The organism is Serratia fonticola (assembly GCF_001006005.1).
Classification (GTDB): Bacteria; Pseudomonadota; Gammaproteobacteria; order Enterobacterales; family Enterobacteriaceae; genus Chania; species Chania fonticola.
The window spans coordinates 2,702,069-2,722,384 of sequence record NZ_CP011254.1 but is presented as its reverse complement, the minus strand read 5'-3'; the positions used below and the strand labels follow the sequence as shown (position 1 = coordinate 2,722,384).

Genomic DNA, 20,316 nt, shown 5'->3' with positions numbered 1-20,316 from the left:
GTTTTTTTGCTGCCCTGAGGGCAAAGATTAGCCGAGGGCTGCAGGCCCGGCGCGAATACCTTGCACCTGAGCGAGCCACAGCCCGGCCTGATGCTGCGCCAAAGAAGGAACGATGGGGTGATGGGTATCACGAATGATAGTCGGTGGTTTTGGCTCGTGCGTCAGTAGCGCATTGAGCGTGGAGAGCAGAGCAAGCTGAGCCACCTGTAATGGAGGTTCAACCGCAACGGTCTCCGCTTCTTGCACCCGGGCATAGACGGCCTGAGGCGCCAAAGCAAAAGAGAGGTGACGGATGACGGTTCGAAGCGCATGCTGGTGCCAGTAATCAACGTTAAACGTTGGGCGACGATGCACTTCTTGCAGTAACGCCAGGCTGTTAAAGGCGTGACTGACGGAATTTTGCCGGTTAAGACTGGACGAGGTGCTCGGTAATGCGCTTTGATCGACGGTGCCGGACAGATTTTGCGGTACGCCAAGCGTGGCCGCTACCATCCCCAACAGGAGATGAGGCCAGAAATAACGTCTGCCAAATTGTCGCCAACGATTTAGAATACCGATCACGTGTTTATTATCCGCCGGAGCCCATTATGCGCGATAGCCGTCCACAATTATTAGATATCCTGTTTGACGACGCGTCAGCAACAGAAAAAGGACCGCTGCATAACGTTCAGCAACGCGCTACCGCGCTACTGAAACTCAATCGTGCCGTGAAGGGGTTATTGCCCGCTCAGTTGCACCCTTGGTGCCGTGTCGCCAACTTCAGACAGGGTATTTTAGTGCTGGAAACCGCCAATGCCAGTTGGATGATGCGCTTACGCTATGAACAACCCAGCCTGCTATCCGCACTACGAGCGCAAATTCTACCATCTTTGTCGTCAATCGACATCAGGATTAATCCCTCGTTGATGGCAAAAGGCAGCAGCCAGGTACAAAACCACGGCAAAAGTACGGAAAATGGCCAGCAGGCAGAGGTGCCTATGCGTCATTTGAGCCTGGAAAGTGCGGATGCATTACGGGGATTGGCGGCGCAGAGCCCAGAAAAATTGCGCAAGATATTAGAACGACTGGCCGCGTTGGCAGGAGAGAGAGCCAACGAGACCGGTCGTGATAAGTAATTGACGTCTTGGCAGCTTAGGCCAGTACGGTTGACGGAGCCTTGAATGCCAACGGCATTTCGGCTTCATCCTGGAATGTCACGAATTCCCAAGCTTCCTGTTTCGCCAGCACGGCTTGCAGCAGCTTGTTGTTCAGCGCATGGCCTGATTTGTACGCGGTGAACGCGCCAATGATGTTATGGCCGCACATGAACAGATCGCCGATGGCATCCAGCATTTTGTGGCGTACGAATTCGTCTTCGAAGCGCAGGCCGTCTTCGTTGAGGACACGATAGTCATCCACCACAATCGCGCAATCGAAGCTGCCGCCCAGGGCCAGGCCACGGGACTGCAGATACTCGATATCACGCATGAAACCGAAGGTACGCGCACGGCTGATTTGGCGTACGAACGAATCGGCTGAGAAATCCAGACGATAGCGTTGGGTACTGGCATCAATCGCCGGGTGGTTGAAGTCGATGGTGAAGTCCAGGCGGAACCCGTTATGCGGGGACAGCTCTGCCCACTTGTCGCCATCTTCAACGCGTACAGTGTCTTTCAGACGCAGGAATTTCTTCGCCGAGTTCAGCTCTTCGATGCCGGCATCCAGCAACAGATAGACAAACGGGCTGGCACTACCGTCCATGATCGGGATTTCGGCAGCGTCAACTTCAATAATGATGTTGTCGATACCCAAGCCCGCCAACGCAGCATTAAGATGCTCAACGGTGGAAATACGCACGTCTGACTCATTCACCAGGCAAGTACAGAGCATGGTATCACGCACGGATTTTGCATCAGCCGGGAAATCAACCGGTGGATTCAAGTCAGTGCGACGATAGATGACCCCGGTATTAGCCGACGCTGGGCGCATTGTCAGCGTGACTTTCTTGCCGGTATGTAAACCGACACCAGTCGCCTGCACAATACGTTTTAATGTCCTTTGTTTGATCATCGTTTTATCTCGCAATGTTATCAATCCAACCAGCCCAGCATACAGCAAGGCTGGCGGGACAGTTTAGCACAAAGAGCGGAGATTCCAAATTATCAGCTTATTCCTAGTCTGCCTGCTTACGCAAGAAGGCCGGGATATCCAGATAATCAGGCTCTTTGTTTGGTTGCGCGCTCTGATCGTTCACCACCTTGGCGGCAGGTTTCACTTCCTGCTGCAGCGGTGACATACCATGCTGCTGGTAACGGTGATCCATCACTGGCTGGCTGGCCTGTTTATTGGTTACCAGGGTGATTTCAGGACGTTTGTCCATACCGATGCCGGTCGCAACTACGGTCACGCGCAGTTCGTCGTTCATTTCCGGATCCAGCGAGGTACCGATTACCACGGTCGCATTGTCGGAAGCGAAAGCACGAATGGTGTTACCCACGGTTTCGAACTCATCCAGACGCAGGTCGAAGCCAGCGGTGATGTTGACCAGCACGCCACGGGCGCCGGACAGGTCGATATCTTCCAGCAGTGGGCTGGAGATCGCCATTTCCGCCGCTTCTTCGGCACGGTCTTCGCCACAGGCAACGCCAGAACCCATCATCGCGTAGCCCATTTCGGACATCACGGTGCGAACGTCAGCAAAGTCGACGTTCATCAGGCCTGGACGGGTGATCAGTTCGGCAATACCCTGCACGGCGCCTTTCAGCACGTCGTTGGCCGCGCCGAACGCGTCCAGCAGAGAAATGCCACGGCCCAGAACTTTCAGCAACTTGTCGTTCGGGATGGTGATCAGCGAGTCCACGTGCTTGGACAGCTCGGCGATACCCTGCTCCGCGAATGCCATGCGCTTCTTGCCTTCAAAGTTGAAAGGCTTGGTCACCACGGCCACGGTCAGAATACCCAGATCTTTTGCGACTTCTGCCACCACTGGTGCAGCACCGGTACCGGTACCGCCACCCATGCCGGCCGCGATGAAGACCATGTCTGCACCTTCCAGGGCGGCGCGCAGGGCTTCACGGTCTTCTTCCGCTGAATTACGACCCACTTCCGGGTTCGCGCCTGCACCCAGACCTTTGGTAATACCGCTACCAATCTGGATGGTTTGGCCAACTGCCGTTTTACGCAGCGCCTGAGCGTCTGTATTAACGGCGAAGAATTCAACACCTTCGATGCGCTCGCGCACCATGTGTTCAACGGCATTGCCACCGCCACCGCCGACGCCGATGACTTTAATCACCGCGTCATTGGTTAGTTCCATTGGTTCAAACATAGTTTCTCTCCGTTTTGTGCCTGTCGCTGCGAGATCATAAAAAGATTACTCAGCATGATCTCTTTGTCTAAACATTAAAACTCTTTTCTCAGCCAGCTATTGATGCGTTTAAACCAATTGCCCACCGAGGCGCGTTTTTCTACTTCTGCCTCACCGCTCAGGTGAGACTCTTTACCATAGTGCAGTAGCCCGACCGCTGTAGAATAGTAAGGCTCTTGCGCGTAATCCGTCAGACCCGTGATGTTCAAGGGTTGGCCGATGCGTACCTGGGTATGGAATACCCGTTGCGCACAGGCTGCCAGGCCATCAATCTGGGCGGCACCGCCGGTCAGCACAATACCCGCTGCCAGATGATGCTTCACCCCTTGCTGACGCAGTTGCTCCTGCAATTGCAATATTTCATCGTTAACCAGATTCAACAGTTCGGTGTAGCGCGGCTCAATCACTTCAGCCAATGTCTGTCTTTGCAGACTCCGAGGAGGCCTTCCCCCCACGCTAGGAACCTCAACACTTTCATCCTTGCTAACAATCGACCCAAGTGCACAACCGTGTCGAACTTTAATCGCTTCCGCGTCGGTCGGCGGCGTGCCGAAGGCGTAGGCGATATCGCTGGTGACCACGTTCCCGGCGTAAGGGATCACTTTGGTGTGGCGCAGAGCACCGCCGGTATACACCGCCATATCCATGGTGCCCCCGCCGATATCTACCACACAGACGCCGAGCTCGCGCTCATCTTCGGTCAGCACCGCATAACTGGCGGCCAGACCGGCGAAAATCAGTTGGTCCACTTTCAGACCACAACGTTCTACTGCTTTGACAATGTTCTTGGCCATATCGTTATGGCAGGTGATCAGGTGCACCTTGGCCTGCATACGCACGCCGGATAACCCAACCGGGTTTTTGATGCCTTCCTGATAGTCGATGGCATATTCCTGAGGGATAACGTGCAGGATGCGGTGTTCGTCACGCACACGCACCGACTTGGCGGTATGCACCACGTTCTCCACGTCTTCCTGCGTCACTTCCTCTTCGGAGATCGGCACCATCCCGATCTCGTTCTGACAGCTGATATGCTTACCCGACAAGGCCAGGTAAACCGAAGAAATCTGACAATCCGCCATCAGTTCGGCCTGATCGATAGCGCGCTGTACGCACTTGACTACCGATTCCAGATCGTTAACGCCACCCTTATCCATACCGCGAGACGGGCAACTGCCCACCCCGATAATGTTGACCATGCCATCGGGCAAAACTTCCCCCACCAATGCGGAGACTTTTGCGGTACCGATCTCCAGTCCAACTACCAGTTTTCTGTCCGTCGACTTGATCATTGTTGTTTTGCCTGTGCCTGATTCTGTTGCTGATTACTGTTTGGTCGATCGCCCATGGCTGCCTGCGGGTCGATAAACGCCGGAGCCCAGCCGACTGAGGCACCGGAGTCATAGCGTAAATCGACATAGCTGACGCGCTTGTTTTCCGCCTGCGCCTGCTGCAACAGCACCGGATAAAGCCCGATGAAGCGTTGCAAGCGACCCATGCGATCGTCACGTCCCAGTTCCAGCCGAACATCGTTATCCAAAGCCAACTGCCACGAATGGCGGGCCGTCATGGACGCCATCTTAAGCTGGTACTTGCTGGCTGCCAGCACGCCGTTCATCGCGCGGTAACCTTCCAGAACATCCTGTTCGCTGCCTTCCGGACCATAGAGCAACGGTAATTTCTGATTGCCCAAACGCTGCGCCGGAATGCTGAACGACTTGCCCTCGGCATCAACCATGTGCAAATCATTCCAATGCGCCACCGGGACATACTCCACCAGGTGGATTTTCAGCTCATCCGGCCACTGTTTACGTACGCTGGCCTGCTTGACCCACGGCAGACGCTCGATCTGCTGCTGGATGATGTCCACATCCTGCGTCATAAAGGTGCCCGGTGCTCCCAAAGCCAAGATCGCCTGGCGAACATCGTCGTTAGTGGTGAAATGGCGTTCACCGGTCAATACCAGCCTTGAGAGCGGCAAACGGCTGGCATCTTGCATCCAACCTACCACTACCCAGCCGCACCACAGGATGGTGCCTAACACCATCAGCAGGAAAATTACCCCTGCCAGTTGGGTACCATTGCTGCGGCGTGGGCCGTTATCCGCCTCGCGATCGCGTGCATTCAGAGCCGCTTGCGACATCTCAGTCAGCCAACGCCAGAATTCCCGCAACCAACTGCGAGAAAGTTAATCCGGACTGCCGGGCCGCCATCGGGACCAGACTGTGGCTGGTCATGCCCGGTGAAGTGTTCGCTTCCAGTAGGTAGAAGCTGCCATCGCTGTCTTGCATGACATCAACACGCCCCCAGCCGCTGCAATCCAGCCCACGGTAGGCCCGCAGTGCCAGCGCAGCCATAGCGGCTTCCTGCTGTGCATCCAGGCCGCTCGGGCAAAAATACTGCGTATCGTCGGAAATATATTTGGCCTGGTAATCGTAAAACACGCCAGCGGGCTGAATACGAATGGAAGGCAGCACCTTGTCACCCAGGATCGCCACGGTGTATTCCGGACCGCTGAGCCATTTCTCTACCAGCACATCCTCATCATGACGGAACGCTTCTTCCAACGCCCCTTCCAGGGCTGCGCGTTCGGTCACTTTGCTCATGCCAACGCTGGAACCTTCGCGGCTTGGCTTCACAATCAGCGGTAATCCCAGAGCTTCAATGGCAGCCAGTTGGCTTTGCCGATCGTCGCCCAGATACTGGCGGCGGCTCAGCGCCACGTAAGGCGCCACTGGCAGCCCCATCGACTGCCACACCATTTTGCTGCGCCATTTATCCATGGTCAGCGCCGAAGCCATCACGCCGCTGCCGGTATAAGGCAACTGCAAAAACTCCAGCAGGCCTTGCAATGTACCATCTTCACCGCCACGCCCGTGCAGCGCGATGAACACTTTGGTGAACCCCTGCGCTTTCAGTTCGGTGACAGGGAAGTCACGGGTGTCGATGCCATGTGCATCAATGCCCGCTTCTCGCAACCCGGCCAGCACGGCCGCGCCAGATTGCAGTGAAACTTCACGTTCTGCGGAGGTACCACCCAGCAATACGGCGACTTTATCAGCCATGATGATCCTCCTCTTTGATCTGTGGTTGCAGTTTTAGTTCAGCCAGCCGGCGCGCGATTTTACCGACATTGCCGGCCCCTTGCACCAGCACCAGGTCGTCCCCTTGCAACAGCTGCGCCAACAGCGTTGGCACGGTATCCGCATCGGACACCAGGATCGGATCCAGTTTGCCGCGATTGCGAATGGTACGGCACAGGCTACGGCTATCAGCGCCAGGGATCGGAGCTTCACCCGCCGGATAGACATCCAGCATCAGCAACACGTCAACCTGCGACAATACGTTGGCGAAATCGTCATACAGATCGCGAGTACGGGTATAGCGGTGCGGCTGGAAGATCATCACCACCCGCTTGGTTGGCCAACCGGCACGCGCGGCCTTGATGGTCGCATCCACTTCCGTTGGGTGGTGGCCATAATCGTCCACCAACATGGCACTACCCTGTTTTTCGTTCACCGCAGCCAGTGGGAATTCCCCCAGGAAATCGAAGCGACGCCCCGTCCCCTGGAAACCGGCCAGCGCACGCAGAATGGCTTCGTCGTCAATGCCTTCTTCCGTCGCCACGGCAACCGCCGCCGCCGCGTTCAAGGCGTTATGGCGGCCCGGTGCATTCAGGGTCACCGTCATCAATGGCTTGTCCTGACGGCTCAGGGTAAAGTGCCCCTGCGGCCCGATCTGGCTATAGCTCTCGATGCGCACATCCGCATCCTCGCTAAAGCCGTAGGTGGTGATATGGCGACCCACGCGCGGCAACAACTCACGCACGACCGGATCGTCGATGCACATTACCGCACGACCGTAGAACGGCAGGTTATGCAGGAAGGTGATAAACGTCTGCTTCAAATTCTCGAAGTCGCCATGGTAGGTATCCATATGGTCGGCTTCGATGTTGGTGACAATCGCCACCATCGGTTGCAAATGCAGGAACGACGCGTCGCTCTCATCCGCTTCCGCAATCAGGTAACGGCTAGAACCCAAACGTGCGTGGGTACCCGCCGCCTTCACCAGCCCACCGTTAACAAACGTTGGGTCAAGACCGGCTTCGGCATAAATGCTGGACACCATCGCCGTGGTGGTGGTTTTGCCGTGCGTACCGGCGATGGCAATGCCATGGCGATAGCGCATCAGCTCGGCCAGCATTTCTGCCCGCTGGATCACCGGAATGCGCGCCTCACGGGCTGCGACGATCTCCGGGTTGTCTGCCGGGATAGCGGTCGACACCACTACCACGCTGGCATCCAGCACGTTTTCCGGGCGGTGATGAAAGTAAATCGTTGCCCCAAGCTCGCTCAACTGCTGGGTGACCGGGTTCGGTGCCAGGTCTGAACCGCTGATCTGATAACCCTCGTTGGCCAACACCTCGGCGATACCACCCATGCCGGCACCACCGATGCCAACAAAGTGAATGTGCCGGACGCGTCGCATCTCGGGCACGAAAGTACGTAGTTTCGCCAATTGTTGTGTATTCATCACTTCTCTATCTATCAGGTTCGATTTAGCTCAACAGGGGTAACCCCGACGGCCTTACAGGGCTGCACGAATAATTTCTGCCGCCACACGTTCTGTTGCATCCGGGATCGCTACCGCTCGGGCCTTTTCGGCCATCTTCAACAGCGTTGGGCGATCCCAGCTTGCCAGCAGTTCCGCCACGACATCGGCAGTAAACTGCGGCTGTTCAATAATTTTGGCTGCACCGGCCTCTTCCAGAGGACGCGCGTTCCAGTATTGCTGACGATCTTTGTGCTGGAACGGCACAAAAATGGCCGGTAGTCCCGCCGCCGCCACTTCGCTGACGGTCAGCGCGCCAGAACGGCACACCACCACATCCGCCCAGGCATAAGCCTCTGCCATGTCATCAATAAACTCGGTCACCTTGTGCCCGGTCTGCCCTACCCTCTCGTAGTCTTGCAGTACCGTTGGCAATGCGCCCTTACCTACCTGATGCCAGAGAGCTATTCTATCGCCCAGCAGCGCGGCGACTTCAGGAACTGTCTGATTCAGCACGCGTGCACCTTGGCTACCGCCGATAATCAGCACGCGGATTGGCCCTTCACGCCCGTTCAAACGCTCAGCGGGCAGCGGCAGCGCCAACACATCTGTACGCACCGGGTTACCCACGACGTCCGCATTCGGGAACGCACCTGGGAACGCCTGTAACACTTTCTTGGCGATCCTGGAGAGCCAGCGATTAGTCAGGCCCGCAATGCCGTTCTGCTCATGCAGCACTACCGGGATACCGCACTGCCAGGCGGCCAAACCGCCAGGGCCAGAAACGTAACCGCCCATCCCCAGCACTACGTCCGGCTGATAGCTGCGCATAATCGCTTTCGCCTGACGCACCGCCTGCCAGATACGCACCGGTGCGGTCAACTGCGCTTTTAGGCCTTTGCCACGCAGCCCGGAGATGCGGATAAAATCAATCTCGATCCCGTGCTTTGGCACCAGATCGGCTTCCATTCGGTCTGCGGTGCCGAGCCAGCGAACCTGCCAGCCCTGCGCCATCAGATGATGCGCGACCGCCAGCCCCGGAAACACGTGCCCGCCGGTACCGCCTGCCATCACCATTAAACGCTTAGCTTTACCGCTCATCCGCTACCTCTTCACAAACGCCTGCGCTTTGGTCAGGCGCGTTTCATAATCAATTCGCAGCAACAGCACGATCGCCGTCGACATAATGATCAGGCTCGAGCCACCGTAGCTTATCAGTGGCAAGGTCAAGCCTTTGGTTGGCAACATCCCCGCTGCCGCCCCGACGTTCACCAATGCCTGGAAACTGAACCAGACACCGATCGAACACGCCAGAAAACCGGAAAATCGCTGGTCTATCTCCAACGCCCTGCGGCCAATCGACATGGCGCGAAAAGCGACGAAGAATACCATTAACAGGGCGAAAACCACACCGATATAGCCCAGTTCTTCGCCCAAAATGGAGAAGATAAAGTCGGTATGCGCCTCGGGTAAATACTCGAGTTTCTGTACCGAGTTACCTAGGCCTTGCCCCCAGAACTCGCCGCGGCCAAACGCCATCAGCGACTGGGTTAACTGATAACCACTGCCAAACGGATCGGCCCATGGATTCCAGAACGAAGTCACACGGCGCATACGGTAAGGTTCCGCGATGATCAGCAACCCCACGGCAAACACGCCCGATCCGATGATCGCCAGGAACTGCCACATCTTTGCCCCGGCCAGGAACAGCATCGCCAGCGTGGTGATAAACAGCACCACCACCGTCCCCAAATCCGGCTGGGCCAGCAGCAGCACCGCCAGCACCACCATCACGCCCATTGGCTTACAGAAGCCCCAGAAGTTGCTGCGGACCTCCTCTACCTTGCGCACCAGATAGCTCGCCAGGTAGCAAAACAGCGACAGCTTGGATAACTCAGCGGGCTGAATACGCAACGGGCCCAGTGAAATCCAGCGTGAAGCCCCGTTGACCGAGCTGCCAACCACCAGCACCACCAGCAACAAGACTATCGATAACAGCAGCATGACGTTGCTATAGCGCTGCCAAACGGCCATCGGGATACGCAGCGTCACCAGCGACAGGCCGAACGCCAGGCCAAGGTAAAGTGCATCACGCTTGGCAAACAGGAACGGATCCTCTGCCAGGCGCTGGCCGATAGGCATTGAGGCCGACGTCACCATCACAAAACCAACAATCGCCAGGCCAAAGGTCAGCCACAGCAGGGTACGGTCATACAGCACCATGCTGCTCGTATCGCTTTCACGCGATCCCATCACCCAGTCTTTCAGCTTGTTGGTCAGGCCGAACGTCGGCACCCGTAATCTCATCCGCCCAGCTCCTGTGCCAGACGGGCAAACTCGTTGCCACGCACTTCAAAATTACGGAACTGATCCAGGCTGGCGCAGGCCGGTGACAACAGCACCATATCGCCTGATGTCACCTGGCGGGCAATGGCCTGCATCGCCTGCTCCATCGTTTCTGTCTGGGTCGCGACTTCCGGACGCAGCTGCGCCAGTTGTGCGCCATCACGGCCAAAGCAGTACAGGCGCACGTTGTCACCTTGCAGATAGCGCGCCAGCGGCGAGAAGTCCGCAGACTTGCCATCACCGCCCAACAGCAGATGCAGCGTGCCCTTAACCTGCAGGCCGTTCAGCGCAGCCTCGGTACTGCCGACGTTGGTGGCTTTGGAATCATTAATCCAGCGCACGCCGTTGTGTTCCCACACCAGTTGGAAGCGGTGCTCCAGGCCGGTAAAGGTTGTCAGCGCTTTCAAGCTGGACGCACGCGGCAGCTTGACGGCATCAGCCAGGGCCAGAGCCGCCAACGCATTAGTAAAGTTATGGCGACCGGTGAGCTTCATCTCGCTGGTGTTGAGGACTTTCTCACCATTCACCCGCAGCCAGATTTCACCCTGCTGGCGATTCAGATGATAGTCCCCCACGTCGGCACCAAAGCTGACGCAGCGCTCATCGGCACCGCGCACCGGCATGGTCAGCGCGTCGTCCGCATTCACTACGCAGACTTCGGCATTTTCATAGACGCGCAACTTGGCGGCACGGTATTGCTGCAGGCCAAATGGATAGCGATCCATATGATCTTCGGTCACGTTCAAAATGGTGGCCGCGGCGGCATGCAGGCTGTGAGTGGTTTCCAATTGGAAGCTCGACAGCTCCAGCACGTACAGCTGGCACTCCTGGCGCAGCAGGCTCAGCGCTGGCAGGCCGATATTGCCCCCAACGCCCACGGCCCAACCGGCGGCCTTGGCCATTTCGCCCACCAGCGTGGTGACGGTGCTCTTGCCGTTGGAACCGGTGATCGCCACGATTGGCGCCTGGGCTTCACGGCAGAACAGCTCAACGTCACCGACGATCTCAACCCCGGCATCGGCGGCAGCGCTCAAAGCCGGAGTCGCTAATGCCATGCCTGGGCTAGCCACAATCAAATCCGCAGACAGCAACCATTCCTGGTTCAGGGAACCCAGATGACGTTCAACGCTCTCGGGCAGTTGATCCAGCCCCGGCGGCGAAATACGGGTATCCATAACCCGCGGCGTCACGCCACGGGTCATAAAGAAATCAACGCAGGACAGGCCGGTGAGGCCCAACCCGATGATGACCACTTTTTTACCCTGATAATCCACCATAATCAGCGCACCTTCAGCGTCGCCAGGCCAATCAGCACCAGCATCAGCGAAATAATCCAGAAGCGCACGATCACCCGTGGTTCTGGCCAGCCTTTCAATTCATAGTGATGGTGGATCGGCGCCATGCGGAAAATACGTTGCCCGCGCAGCTTGAACGATCCCACCTGCAGGATCACCGACAGCGTTTCAACCACGAACACGCCGCCCATAATCAGCAATAAGAACTCCTGGCGCAGCAGCACGGCGATGGTGCCCAACGCGCCGCCCAGTGCCAGTGAACCCACGTCACCCATAAACACCTGAGCCGGATAGGTGTTAAACCACAAGAAACCTAAACCGGCCCCGACGATCGCGGTGCAGACAATGACCAACTCACCGGCATGACGCAGATACGGTATATGCAGGTAGTTGGCGAAGTTCATGTTACCGGTCGCCCAGGCCACCAGCGCAAAGCCCGCCGCCACAAACACGGTTGGCATGATCGCCAGGCCATCCAGCCCATCGGTCAGGTTGACCGCGTTGCTGGTGCCAACAATCACGAAGTAGGCCAACGCCACGTACAGCAAGCCCAGCTGCGGCATGATGTCCTTAAAGAACGGCACAACCAGCTCGGTGGCTGGCGTGTCTTTTCCTACGGCATACATGGCAAAGGCCACGACCAGGGCAATCACCGATTGCCAGAAATATTTCCAGCGGGCAATCAACCCCCTAGTATCTTTGCGCACCACTTTGCGATAGTCATCGACAAAGCCGACGATGCCGTAACCCACCAGTACGAACAGTACGCACCACACGTAAGGGTTGGACGGATAGGCCCACATCAGCACCGAAATGGTGATGGAGGTCAGGATCATGATGCCGCCCATGGTCGGCGTGCCGCGCTTGCTAAAGTGCGATTCTGGGCCGTCGTTACGCACTACCTGACCAAAGGACATTTCCTGCAGGCGTTTGATCACCTTCGGCCCCATCCACAGGGAAAGGAACAGGGCGGTCAGCAGGCTGACAATGGCCCGGAACGTCAGATAGGAAAAGACGTTGAAGCCTGAGTAATATTTGACCAAATGTTCGGCCAGCCAAACTAACATGGTGCTTTCTCCTGTAACGCGCGTACTACCTGCTCCATTGCGGCACTACGTGAACCTTTGATTAACACGGTAATTACCGCATGTGCTGAGAGTAGTTCCGCTACGCGCGCGGTCACTGCTGTTTTATCCTGATAATGTTCACCGTTACCGGCGGCGGAGCTCAATACCTGGCTCAGCCCACCCACGCTGATGACTTTATCAATACCGGCCAGACGGGCAGCTTCACCCACCTGACGATGACACTCTTCGGCCTCTGCACCCAACTCGGCCATATCGCCAACGACCATCACGCGATAACCCGGCATTTCTGCCAGCACCTGCGCTGCTGCCGTCATGGAGCCGACGTTGGCGTTATAGCTGTCATCGAGCAACAGCTTGCCTTGCGCCAAGGCGATCGGGAACAAACGCCCTGGCACTGCCTGAAGCTGTTGCAAGCCTGCACTCACGGCGGCCAGCGTAGCGCCAACCGACATCGCCAATGCTGCTGCCGCCAACGCATTGGCCACGTTATGGCGGCCCGGCAATGGCAACTCAATCGCCACCGTGCCGAACGGGCTGTGCAGGGTGAAGTGAGTCACGCTCCCTTTCACCTGGATATCGCTGGCAAAGAAATCCACTGATTCCGCAGCCTGGGGGGAGAAACGCCAGACTGTCTTGCCCTGTAACTGTGCCTGCCAGTGCGGCCAGTCGTTGCTATCGGCGTTGAGGATCGCCACGCCATCCGCCGGCAAACCGGCAAAGATTTCGCCCTTGGCCTGCGCAACGCCTGCCAGTGAGCCAAAACCTTCCAGATGGGCAGCGGCCAGATTATTCACCAGCGCGCTCTGCGGTTGCGCCAAGGCGGTGGTATAGGCAATCTCACCGATATGGTTGGCACCCAGTTCAACCACCGCAAAATCATGCTGCGGCTCTAAACGCAGCAACGTTAGCGGCACGCCAATCTCGTTATTGTAATTCCCGGCGGTATGCAGCACTTCGCCACATTCACGTAAAATGGCCGCGGTCATCTCTTTCACCGAGGTCTTGCCCGATGAACCGGTCAGCGCCACCACTTTGGCTGGCACCTGCTGACGTACCCAAGCGGCAAACTGCCCCAGTGCCAGACTGGTATCTTTCACCACCAGTTGCGGAGCCTCCACCAATAAGCGCTTACTTACCAGCAAAGCGCCTGCGCCAGCGGCGACAGCATCGGCGGCAAAGTTGTGAGCATCGAAACGCTCGCCTTTCAGGGCCACAAACAGGCAACCCGCAGTGACCTGACGAGTATCCCTCGTCACTTCTGTAATGATGCAGTCGGTGCCAATCAGCTCGGCATCCAATACCGCCGCCAGCGTCTGGAGGGAGATCGGGATCATGCCAGCACCCCCAGCAAACGTGCGACGGTGGTGCGATCGGAGTAATCCAGACGGCGGTTGCCCACCAGTTGGTAATCCTCGTGGCCTTTACCTGCTACCAGCACCACATCCTGCTCTTTGGCTTGCATGATGGCGCTGGTCACGGCTTCGGCGCGCCCGTGGATCACCTGCACATGTCCGGCATCCAGCAGCCCGGCCAGAATATCCTTGATGATTGCCTGCGGTTCTTCGGTGCGCGGATTGTCATCCGTTATCACCACCCGGTCGGCAAACTGTTCGGCAATGCCACCCATAAGTGGGCGCTTACCTCTATCACGGTCGCCACCGCAGCCAAACACGCACCACAGTTGCCCTTGGCAATGCAGGCGAGCGGCTTCCAGCGCTTTTTCCAGGGCATCCGGGGTGTGGGCATAATCCACCACCACCGTCGGCTTGCCTGGCGCATTGAAGACTTCCATCCGGCCACAGACCGGCTGTAGCTGATTGGCCGTGTTAACCAGCTTCTCCAACGGGTAACCGAGTGACAGCAGCGTCGCCAATGCCAGGATCAGGTTACTGACGTTGAAGGCCCCCATCAGGCGGCTTTCGATTTCGCCGTTACCCCAGCTTGAGCTGAAGTGGATGGTGGCACCGTTATCGTGATAGTCCACCGCAGTGGTTTTCAGCCAGCGGCCATGGCAGCCAGGCTGCAAATTGTCCTGCATGGTGACGGCCACCGCGTCTGGCAATTTGGCCAGCCAACGCTGCCCGACTTCATCGTCGGCGTTAATGATCGCCTGACCAACGTCGTGGCCCGCAAATAGTGACCATTTGGCCGCTTCGTAGCTGGCCATGTCACCGTGGTAATCCAGATGATCGCGGCTCAGGTTGGTGAATACGGCTGCGGCAAAGGGTAAAGCCGCCACGCGGTGTTGCACCAGGCCATGAGACGAAACTTCCATCGCGGCAAAAGTGGCCCCTTGCTGCGCCAGATCGTTAAGCACGTGCTGCACGTCGACGGCAGAGCCGGTGGTATTTTCCGTTGGGCAAACCTGGTCTAACAAACCGTTGCCCACGGTGCCCATCACGGCGGCAGTTTCACCCAACAGTTGGCTCCACTGGGCTAACAGTTGGGTGGTGGTGGTTTTACCGTTGGTCCCCGTCACGCCAATCAGGCGCAGACGTTCGGCAGGCTGATGATAGAAACGCCCGGCCAACGCCGACAGGCGCTGGCCAAGTTGGCTCAGGTAAATCACCGGCACGCCATGCATTTCGCAAATTTTACCGTCTTCAGCTTCGCCTTCCGCTTCAGCGATAACGGCGGCAACCCCTTGGGCGATGGCTTGCGGAATATAGCGGCGTCCATCCGTTTGATGGCCAACTACGGCGACAAACAGATCCCCGGCAGCCGCAATACGGCTGTCTAATATCATTTCCCGCAGCGCGCGCTCGGGTGCCGTTGGCACCCACGGAGCGAGTAAATCGCGCAAATTACGATCGGCCACCTGAACCCTCTTTGTTATTAATCACTAATTCGCTTTTGTCACCGGTGGGCAACGCATCTGGCTGAACGTTCATGATCCGCAGCGCGCCCCCCATGATGGCACCAAACACCGGCGCGGAAATCGCACCACCGTAGTATTTCCCACCCTGTGGGTCGTTGATGACCACCACCAGAGCAAAACGAGGCTGGCTTGCTGGCGCCACCCCCGCGGTATAAGCGATATATCGGTTGACGTATTTACCATCCGGCCCGACCTTTTTGGCGGTACCGGTTTTAATGGCAATACGATAACCCTTGATGGCGGCTTTCACCCCACCACCGCCCGGCAAGGCGACGCTTTCCATCATGTGCACTACCGTACGCACGGTAGCCTCAGGGAAGACGCGTTCACCGGCAACCGGAGGGTCAACCTTGGTGATCGACAGCGGGCGATAAACGCCCAGGCTGCCGATCGTGGCATAGACTCGCGCTAACTGTAACGGGGTTACCATTAGCCCATAGCCGAAAGAGAAGGTGGCCCTCTCTATGTCAGACCACCGTTGTTTTTTTGGGTATAAGCCACTGCTTTCTCCGACCAGCCCCAAATTGGTCGCTTTTCCCAGCCCAAAACGTGAGTAAGTATCTACTAACGCTGAGGACGGCATCGCTAACGCCAGCTTTGAAACACCGACGTTACTCGACTTCTGCAAGATCCCGGTCACGGTCAGTTCCGAATAACGCGCCACGTCTTTGATTTCATGGCCGCTAACGCGGTAAGGGATGGTATTGAGCACGCTATTTTCTTTCACTACGCCGCGCTGCAACGCCGTCATTACCACCATCGGTTTCACGGTAGAACCAGGTTCAAAAATATCGGTGATGGCACGGTTACGCATAGTGTCTTTCGGCGTATCGGCCATATTGTTCGGGTTGTACGATGGGCTGTTGGCCATCGCCAGCACTTCGCCGGTGTTCACGTCCACCAGCACTGCGGTACCAGACTCCGCCTTGTTGAAGGCAACGGCGTTATTCAGTTCACGGTAAACCAGCGCCTGCAGGCGTTCATCGATGCTCAGCGCCAGATTGTGCGCCGCCTGGCTGTCTACCGAGGAGATGTCCTCGATCACTCGGCCATAGCGGTCTTTACGTACGGTTCTTTCGCCCGGTTGGCCGGTCAGCCAGCGATCAAAGCTCTTTTCGACCCCTTCGATCCCTTCGCCGTCAATGTTGGTCACGCCGATGATATGAGAAGTAACCTGGCCAGACGGGTAGTAGCGGCGCGATTCCTGGCGCAGGTAGATGCCAGGCAATTTCAGCTTGTGGATGTAATCACCAATCGCCGGATTAACCTGCCGGGCCAGATAGACAAAGCGCCCCTTCGGATTGGCATTAATACGATTGGAGAGCTGATCGAGCGGAATTTGTAACGCGTCGGACAGCGCTTTCCAGCGCGAATCCAGCGTAATACCCCCGCGTTCGTTCAACTCTTTCGGATCGGCCCACACAGCGTTCACCGGCACGCTCACCGCCAACGGGCGGCCAGAGCGATCGCTAATCATGCCACGCGCGGTGGGCACCGACTGCACACGCAGCGAGCGCATGTCGCCTTCTTTCACCAACCGATCCGGATTGATCACCTGCAAATAAGCCACACGCAGCATCAGCCCAACCAGCGCCAACAGAATACAGCCGCACAGCAACGCAAAACGCCAGCTGACAAAGCTGGCCTGATCTTCCTGGCGTTTCAACTTCTTACCGGGACGTACTGCTTTCATGCGTTAGCTATTTGCTCCGTATCATGACTTCGGCTAAACCACTCATGGCTTGACAATGATATTTTCCTGCGATGGATCAACGTGTTGCATCTGCAGTTTTTCGGTGGCGATACGCTCAACACGGCTGTGATCGCCAAGGGCATTCTCTTCCAGGATCAGGTTGCGCCATTCGATATCCAGCGCATCCCTCTCCAGCACCAGCTGTTCACGCTCGGCGGTCAGCAGGCGGGTACGGTGCGCGGTGGTCACCACAAACACGGCGGAAACCAGCGCGGCAATCATCAGAATCAGCGGGATCTTGGCGTTACGCAGCAGATCGCCACCAATGACGCCAACTAAACCGTGGCGCTCATTACCAATCACGCAGGCATCCTCTCGGCAATACGCAGCACCGAACTGCGCGCCCGTGGATTTTCCGCCACTTCGACATCACCTGGCTTCATTTTGCCCAAGGCTTTCAGCGTGCGGCCGCCCATTTCACGCAACTGCGCTTCGGTTAGCGGAATTCCTGCCGGAACCTGGGCACCACGGCTGTGGTGGCGCATAAAGCTTTTGACGATACGGTCTTCCAACGAATGGAAGCTGATGATCGACAGGCGGCCTTCTGGTGCCAACACGGCTAATGCACCGTCCAGCGCACGCTCGATCTCTTCCAGCTCGCTGTTGATGTAGATACGGATCGCCTGGAAGCTGCGGGTTGCCGGGTGTTTATGCTTATCACGGAACGGGCTGGCATGGGCGATCAGCTCGGCCAGTTCCTTGGTACGGGTCATCGGCTCTACGCGGTTTCTTTCAACGATGGCGCGGGCGATACGTTTGGCGAAGCGCTCTTCACCGAAGGTTTTCAGCACCCAGGCAATATCGTCGGCTTCCGCTTTCATCAACCATTCGGCGGCGGATTGGCCGCTTGAAGGGTCCATACGCATATCCAGCGGGCCGTCACGCATAAAGGAAAATCCGCGTTCTGCGTCATCCAACTGCGGGGAAGAAACCCCCAAGTCGAGCAACACGCCGTCGATCTTGCCCACCAGTTCCCGTTGCTGCACATAGTCAGCCAAATCGGAAAACGGGCCGTGGATGATAGTAAAACGTGGGTCTGCAATAGATTCAGCTGCGGCAATTGCCTGCGGATCGCGATCGATAGCCAACAAGCGCCCTTCCGGCCCCAGTTGGGACAAGATCAGACGAGAATGACCACCGCGACCAAAAGTACCGTCGATGTAGATGCCGTTACTGCGAATATTGAGACCCTTCACGGCCTCATCCAGCAGTACGGTCGTATGTTTATAATTTTCCAGCATGCTTATAGTGACAAGTCCTGTAGCCGCTCAGACAACGGTTCCTGAGTGGATTGTTCCGCGTCAATATCATCCTTGACTTGTTGATACCAGGTCTGTTCATCCCACAGTTCAAACTTGTTGAACTGCCCGACCAGCATCACTTCTTTAGTAAGCCCGGCATGTTGGCGTAGCGTATTGGCTAACAGCAACCGGCCGGCATTATCCATCTGACACTCACTGGCATGGCCCAACAGCAAGCGCTGGACTCGACGCTCGGCGGGATTCATGCTCGACAGACGGGACAACTTTTGCTCGATGATTTCCCATTGAGGTAATGGATAAAGCAGCAGGCAGGGCTGATGGAGGTCAATGGTGCAAACCATTTGGCCTTGCGATTCCTCATTCAGTAAATCCCGATAACGGGTCGGTACGGCAAGCCGTCCTTTACTGTCGAGGTTGACCATCGTTGCCCCACGAAACATACCTGAGCTACCCCCTCGTGACCCTTTTCACCACTTTACACCACAAATTCCCACATAAGGGAGTTTACGGAGGGTATGAAAACCTTGTCAAGCCAGAGCAAGAGCGGTTTGGCAATATTTATAGGCATATTTTGGAGGCTGGCTCACGAAAGGAACTCTATTTATTGCATGAATATAAATTAACATCATGATTAAAGAGGAGAATTTTCTAAGCGGAAAGAGTGTGATTAAAATAAACACAAATTGACGATTAAATAACTCATTATGTCCTTCTGCAATCCAGGTCTCACTTTTCAACATCGCTCTCGGCGGGGACAACCCCACCGCATCCCGCATCGGTCAAGGCTTGGCTGCAAGCCGCCTGCCAGCAGGGAAATGCCATAAACCCTTGACTTAATAACACTCGCTGAGTATTTCGCTGCCAACGGCGCGCTATTTTACTTCAATTATTCCGTCAAAGAACAACCCAACGATAAAATAAATGGCGAAGCACTGGCTCAAGCCGCTAATTATGATTCAAATCAAAATGGTAAGATTATTCTCAAAACACCTATTTACAATTCATCTGGATTTTTTTGCGACTTTAGGAATATACGTAAAATTAGTGAGCCTATCGCTAAATCAGCCGCAAAACCCTCATCTCACCGTTGCCATACAATCATAACACACTGTTTATAATCGTAATTTTCACAACTGCCATTTTAAATTCCTGCTTTACGCGCTTTCCCCCCTGTTGTCAGGATAAAAATCACTCAAATGTTAAAAATAAAAATTTTAAGCCACTTATAACAATCAATGCAGTCAAGTAAACTACCAAATAGCAGCATGGTCAGTTAATAACACCTAATTAACATTAACAAACAACATATTAACCGATAAATTCAGGGATCGTGTCATGTCTAGAGCCGTTTCATCATGGCGCAGCGCTGCCGCCGATACTTTTGCGCTGGTGGTGTACTGTTTTATCGTCGGGATGGCGATTGAAATACTGATTTCGGGCATGAGCTTTAGCCAATCGCTCTCTTCCCGACTGGTGTCGATCCCCGTCAATATCCTGATCGCCTGGCCCTATGGCCGCTACCGCGATTTCTTTATCGCCACCGCACGCCGCAGCCCACACGGGCAGTTTTTGCTGCGTAACCTGGCCGATCTGTTGGCTTATGTCAGTTTCCAATCGCCGGTTTACGCTGCCATTCTTTGGAGCGTGGGTGCAGACGGTCAGCAGATCCTGGCCGCGGTGACCAGTAATGCGGTGATCTCAATGGCGATGGGCGTAGTGTACGGCTATTTTCTGGAGTATTGCCGCAGGCTGTTTCGCGTGGTGGGTTACGTTTAGGGGCCGAATTACGGCCCCTTG

General features: G+C 56.3%; 19 protein-coding genes. 2 read left to right on the top strand and 17 right to left on the bottom strand.

Going from position 1 to position 20,316, the window contains the following annotated elements:
* Positions 1-27: 27 nt before the first annotated feature.
* Entirely contained in the window at positions 28-561 is a 534-nt protein-coding gene (gene secM / locus WN53_RS12100) for a secA translation cis-regulator SecM (protein WP_024483520.1), read from the bottom strand.
* A 26-nt stretch (positions 562-587) separates the two neighbouring features.
* Between secM and WN53_RS12095 the strand changes: the two genes are divergently transcribed.
* Positions 588-1,115 (top strand): DUF721 domain-containing protein, encoded by a 528-nt coding sequence (locus WN53_RS12095; protein ID WP_024483521.1) that lies wholly within the window; start codon positions 588-590, stop codon positions 1,113-1,115.
* Between the two features lie 16 nt (positions 1,116-1,131).
* On the opposite strand, the gene lpxC is transcribed toward WN53_RS12095, so the two are convergent.
* The 16 genes from lpxC to mraZ all read right to left on the bottom strand — a co-directional run bounded on the left by lpxC (position 1,132) and on the right by mraZ (position 18,959).
* The gene (gene lpxC, locus WN53_RS12090; protein ID WP_021179330.1) at positions 1,132-2,049 is read right to left on the bottom strand and encodes a UDP-3-O-acyl-N-acetylglucosamine deacetylase; all 918 of its coding nucleotides are present in this window, start codon (positions 2,047-2,049) and stop codon (positions 1,132-1,134) included.
* 103 nt (positions 2,050-2,152) lie between these two features.
* Positions 2,153-3,307 (bottom strand): cell division protein FtsZ, encoded by a 1,155-nt coding sequence (gene ftsZ, locus WN53_RS12085; protein WP_024483522.1) that lies wholly within the window; start codon positions 3,305-3,307, stop codon positions 2,153-2,155.
* 74 nt (positions 3,308-3,381) lie between these two features.
* Positions 3,382-4,638 carry a cell division protein FtsA gene (gene ftsA, locus WN53_RS12080; protein ID WP_004950148.1) on the bottom strand — a complete coding sequence of 419 codons (1,257 nt, stop codon included), beginning with the start codon at positions 4,636-4,638 and terminating at the stop codon, positions 3,382-3,384.
* Entirely contained in the window at positions 4,635-5,489 is an 855-nt protein-coding gene (gene ftsQ, locus WN53_RS12075; protein ID WP_024483523.1) for a cell division protein FtsQ, read from the bottom strand. The genes ftsA and ftsQ overlap by 4 nt, the downstream gene beginning before the upstream one ends.
* A gap of 1 nt (position 5,490) precedes the next feature.
* Entirely contained in the window at positions 5,491-6,411 is a 921-nt protein-coding gene (locus WN53_RS12070; RefSeq protein ID WP_024483524.1) for a D-alanine--D-alanine ligase, read from the bottom strand.
* Positions 6,404-7,879 (bottom strand): UDP-N-acetylmuramate--L-alanine ligase, encoded by a 1,476-nt coding sequence (gene murC / locus WN53_RS12065; RefSeq protein ID WP_024483525.1) that lies wholly within the window; start codon positions 7,877-7,879, stop codon positions 6,404-6,406. The genes WN53_RS12070 and murC overlap by 8 nt, the downstream gene beginning before the upstream one ends.
* A gap of 54 nt (positions 7,880-7,933) precedes the next feature.
* A complete protein-coding gene (gene murG / locus WN53_RS12060; protein WP_024483526.1) occupies positions 7,934-8,998 on the bottom strand; it encodes an undecaprenyldiphospho-muramoylpentapeptide beta-N-acetylglucosaminyltransferase in 1,065 nt (354 codons plus the stop codon).
* A gap of 3 nt (positions 8,999-9,001) precedes the next feature.
* On the bottom strand, positions 9,002-10,204 hold the full coding sequence (gene ftsW, locus WN53_RS12055) for a cell division protein FtsW (protein WP_024483527.1): 1,203 nt from the start codon (positions 10,202-10,204) through the stop codon (positions 9,002-9,004).
* Positions 10,201-11,520: a UDP-N-acetylmuramoyl-L-alanine--D-glutamate ligase gene (murD, locus tag WN53_RS12050; RefSeq protein WP_024483528.1), complete on the bottom strand. Its 1,320-nt coding sequence runs from the start codon at positions 11,518-11,520 to the stop codon at positions 10,201-10,203. The genes ftsW and murD overlap by 4 nt, the downstream gene beginning before the upstream one ends.
* A gap of 2 nt (positions 11,521-11,522) precedes the next feature.
* The gene (gene mraY, locus WN53_RS12045) at positions 11,523-12,605 is read right to left on the bottom strand and encodes a phospho-N-acetylmuramoyl-pentapeptide-transferase (RefSeq protein ID WP_021179322.1); all 1,083 of its coding nucleotides are present in this window, start codon (positions 12,603-12,605) and stop codon (positions 11,523-11,525) included.
* Entirely contained in the window at positions 12,599-13,960 is a 1,362-nt protein-coding gene (gene murF / locus WN53_RS12040) for a UDP-N-acetylmuramoyl-tripeptide--D-alanyl-D-alanine ligase (RefSeq protein ID WP_024483529.1), read from the bottom strand. The genes mraY and murF overlap by 7 nt, the downstream gene beginning before the upstream one ends.
* Positions 13,957-15,444, bottom strand: coding sequence for a UDP-N-acetylmuramoyl-L-alanyl-D-glutamate--2,6-diaminopimelate ligase (gene murE, locus WN53_RS12035; RefSeq protein ID WP_024483530.1), 1,488 nt, complete (start codon positions 15,442-15,444; stop codon positions 13,957-13,959). Before murE ends, murF begins: the two co-directional genes overlap by 4 nt.
* Positions 15,431-17,197 carry a peptidoglycan glycosyltransferase FtsI gene (locus WN53_RS12030; RefSeq protein WP_024483531.1) on the bottom strand — a complete coding sequence of 589 codons (1,767 nt, stop codon included), beginning with the start codon at positions 17,195-17,197 and terminating at the stop codon, positions 15,431-15,433. Before WN53_RS12030 ends, murE begins: the two co-directional genes overlap by 14 nt.
* Before the next feature lie 42 nt (positions 17,198-17,239).
* Positions 17,240-17,560 (bottom strand): cell division protein FtsL, encoded by a 321-nt coding sequence (ftsL, locus tag WN53_RS12025; RefSeq protein WP_024483532.1) that lies wholly within the window; start codon positions 17,558-17,560, stop codon positions 17,240-17,242.
* Positions 17,557-18,498 (bottom strand): 16S rRNA (cytosine(1402)-N(4))-methyltransferase RsmH, encoded by a 942-nt coding sequence (rsmH, locus tag WN53_RS12020; protein WP_024483533.1) that lies wholly within the window; start codon positions 18,496-18,498, stop codon positions 17,557-17,559. The genes ftsL and rsmH overlap by 4 nt, the downstream gene beginning before the upstream one ends.
* A gap of 2 nt (positions 18,499-18,500) precedes the next feature.
* The gene (gene mraZ, locus WN53_RS12015) at positions 18,501-18,959 is read right to left on the bottom strand and encodes a division/cell wall cluster transcriptional repressor MraZ (RefSeq protein ID WP_024483534.1); all 459 of its coding nucleotides are present in this window, start codon (positions 18,957-18,959) and stop codon (positions 18,501-18,503) included.
* An 895-nt stretch (positions 18,960-19,854) separates the two neighbouring features.
* Between mraZ and WN53_RS12010 the strand changes: the two genes are divergently transcribed.
* Complete coding sequence (locus tag WN53_RS12010; RefSeq protein WP_024483535.1) at positions 19,855-20,295, top strand: L-alanine exporter AlaE; 441 nt, start codon at positions 19,855-19,857, stop codon at positions 20,293-20,295.
* Positions 20,296-20,316: the final 21 nt, after the last annotated feature.

What these genes read in the sequence shown, in the direction of transcription:
- murG (WP_024483526.1), bottom strand. Translation starts at nt 8,998, where the DNA reads ATGAGCGGTAAAGCTAAGCGTTTAATGGTGATGGCAGGCGGTACCGGC.
- murF (WP_024483529.1), bottom strand. Translation starts at nt 13,960, where the DNA reads ATGATCCCGATCTCCCTCCAGACGCTGGCGGCGGTATTGGATGCCGAG.
- WN53_RS12070 (WP_024483524.1), bottom strand. Translation starts at nt 6,411, where the DNA reads ATGGCTGATAAAGTCGCCGTATTGCTGGGTGGTACCTCCGCAGAACGT.
- murC (WP_024483525.1), bottom strand. Translation starts at nt 7,879, where the DNA reads ATGAATACACAACAATTGGCGAAACTACGTACTTTCGTGCCCGAGATG.
- WN53_RS12010 (WP_024483535.1), top strand. Translation starts at nt 19,855, where the DNA reads ATGTCTAGAGCCGTTTCATCATGGCGCAGCGCTGCCGCCGATACTTTT.
- lpxC (WP_021179330.1), bottom strand. Translation starts at nt 2,049, where the DNA reads ATGATCAAACAAAGGACATTAAAACGTATTGTGCAGGCGACTGGTGTC.
- ftsA (WP_004950148.1), bottom strand. Translation starts at nt 4,638, where the DNA reads ATGATCAAGTCGACGGACAGAAAACTGGTAGTTGGACTGGAGATCGGT.
- rsmH (WP_024483533.1), bottom strand. Translation starts at nt 18,498, where the DNA reads ATGCTGGAAAATTATAAACATACGACCGTACTGCTGGATGAGGCCGTG.
- ftsQ (WP_024483523.1), bottom strand. Translation starts at nt 5,489, where the DNA reads ATGTCGCAAGCGGCTCTGAATGCACGCGATCGCGAGGCGGATAACGGC.
- ftsZ (WP_024483522.1), bottom strand. Translation starts at nt 3,307, where the DNA reads ATGTTTGAACCAATGGAACTAACCAATGACGCGGTGATTAAAGTCATC.
- mraZ (WP_024483534.1), bottom strand. Translation starts at nt 18,959, where the DNA reads ATGTTTCGTGGGGCAACGATGGTCAACCTCGACAGTAAAGGACGGCTT.
- murD (WP_024483528.1), bottom strand. Translation starts at nt 11,520, where the DNA reads ATGGTGGATTATCAGGGTAAAAAAGTGGTCATCATCGGGTTGGGCCTC.
- mraY (WP_021179322.1), bottom strand. Translation starts at nt 12,605, where the DNA reads ATGTTAGTTTGGCTGGCCGAACATTTGGTCAAATATTACTCAGGCTTC.
- ftsW (WP_024483527.1), bottom strand. Translation starts at nt 10,204, where the DNA reads ATGAGATTACGGGTGCCGACGTTCGGCCTGACCAACAAGCTGAAAGAC.
- WN53_RS12030 (WP_024483531.1), bottom strand. Translation starts at nt 17,197, where the DNA reads ATGAAAGCAGTACGTCCCGGTAAGAAGTTGAAACGCCAGGAAGATCAG.
- WN53_RS12095 (WP_024483521.1), top strand. Translation starts at nt 588, where the DNA reads ATGCGCGATAGCCGTCCACAATTATTAGATATCCTGTTTGACGACGCG.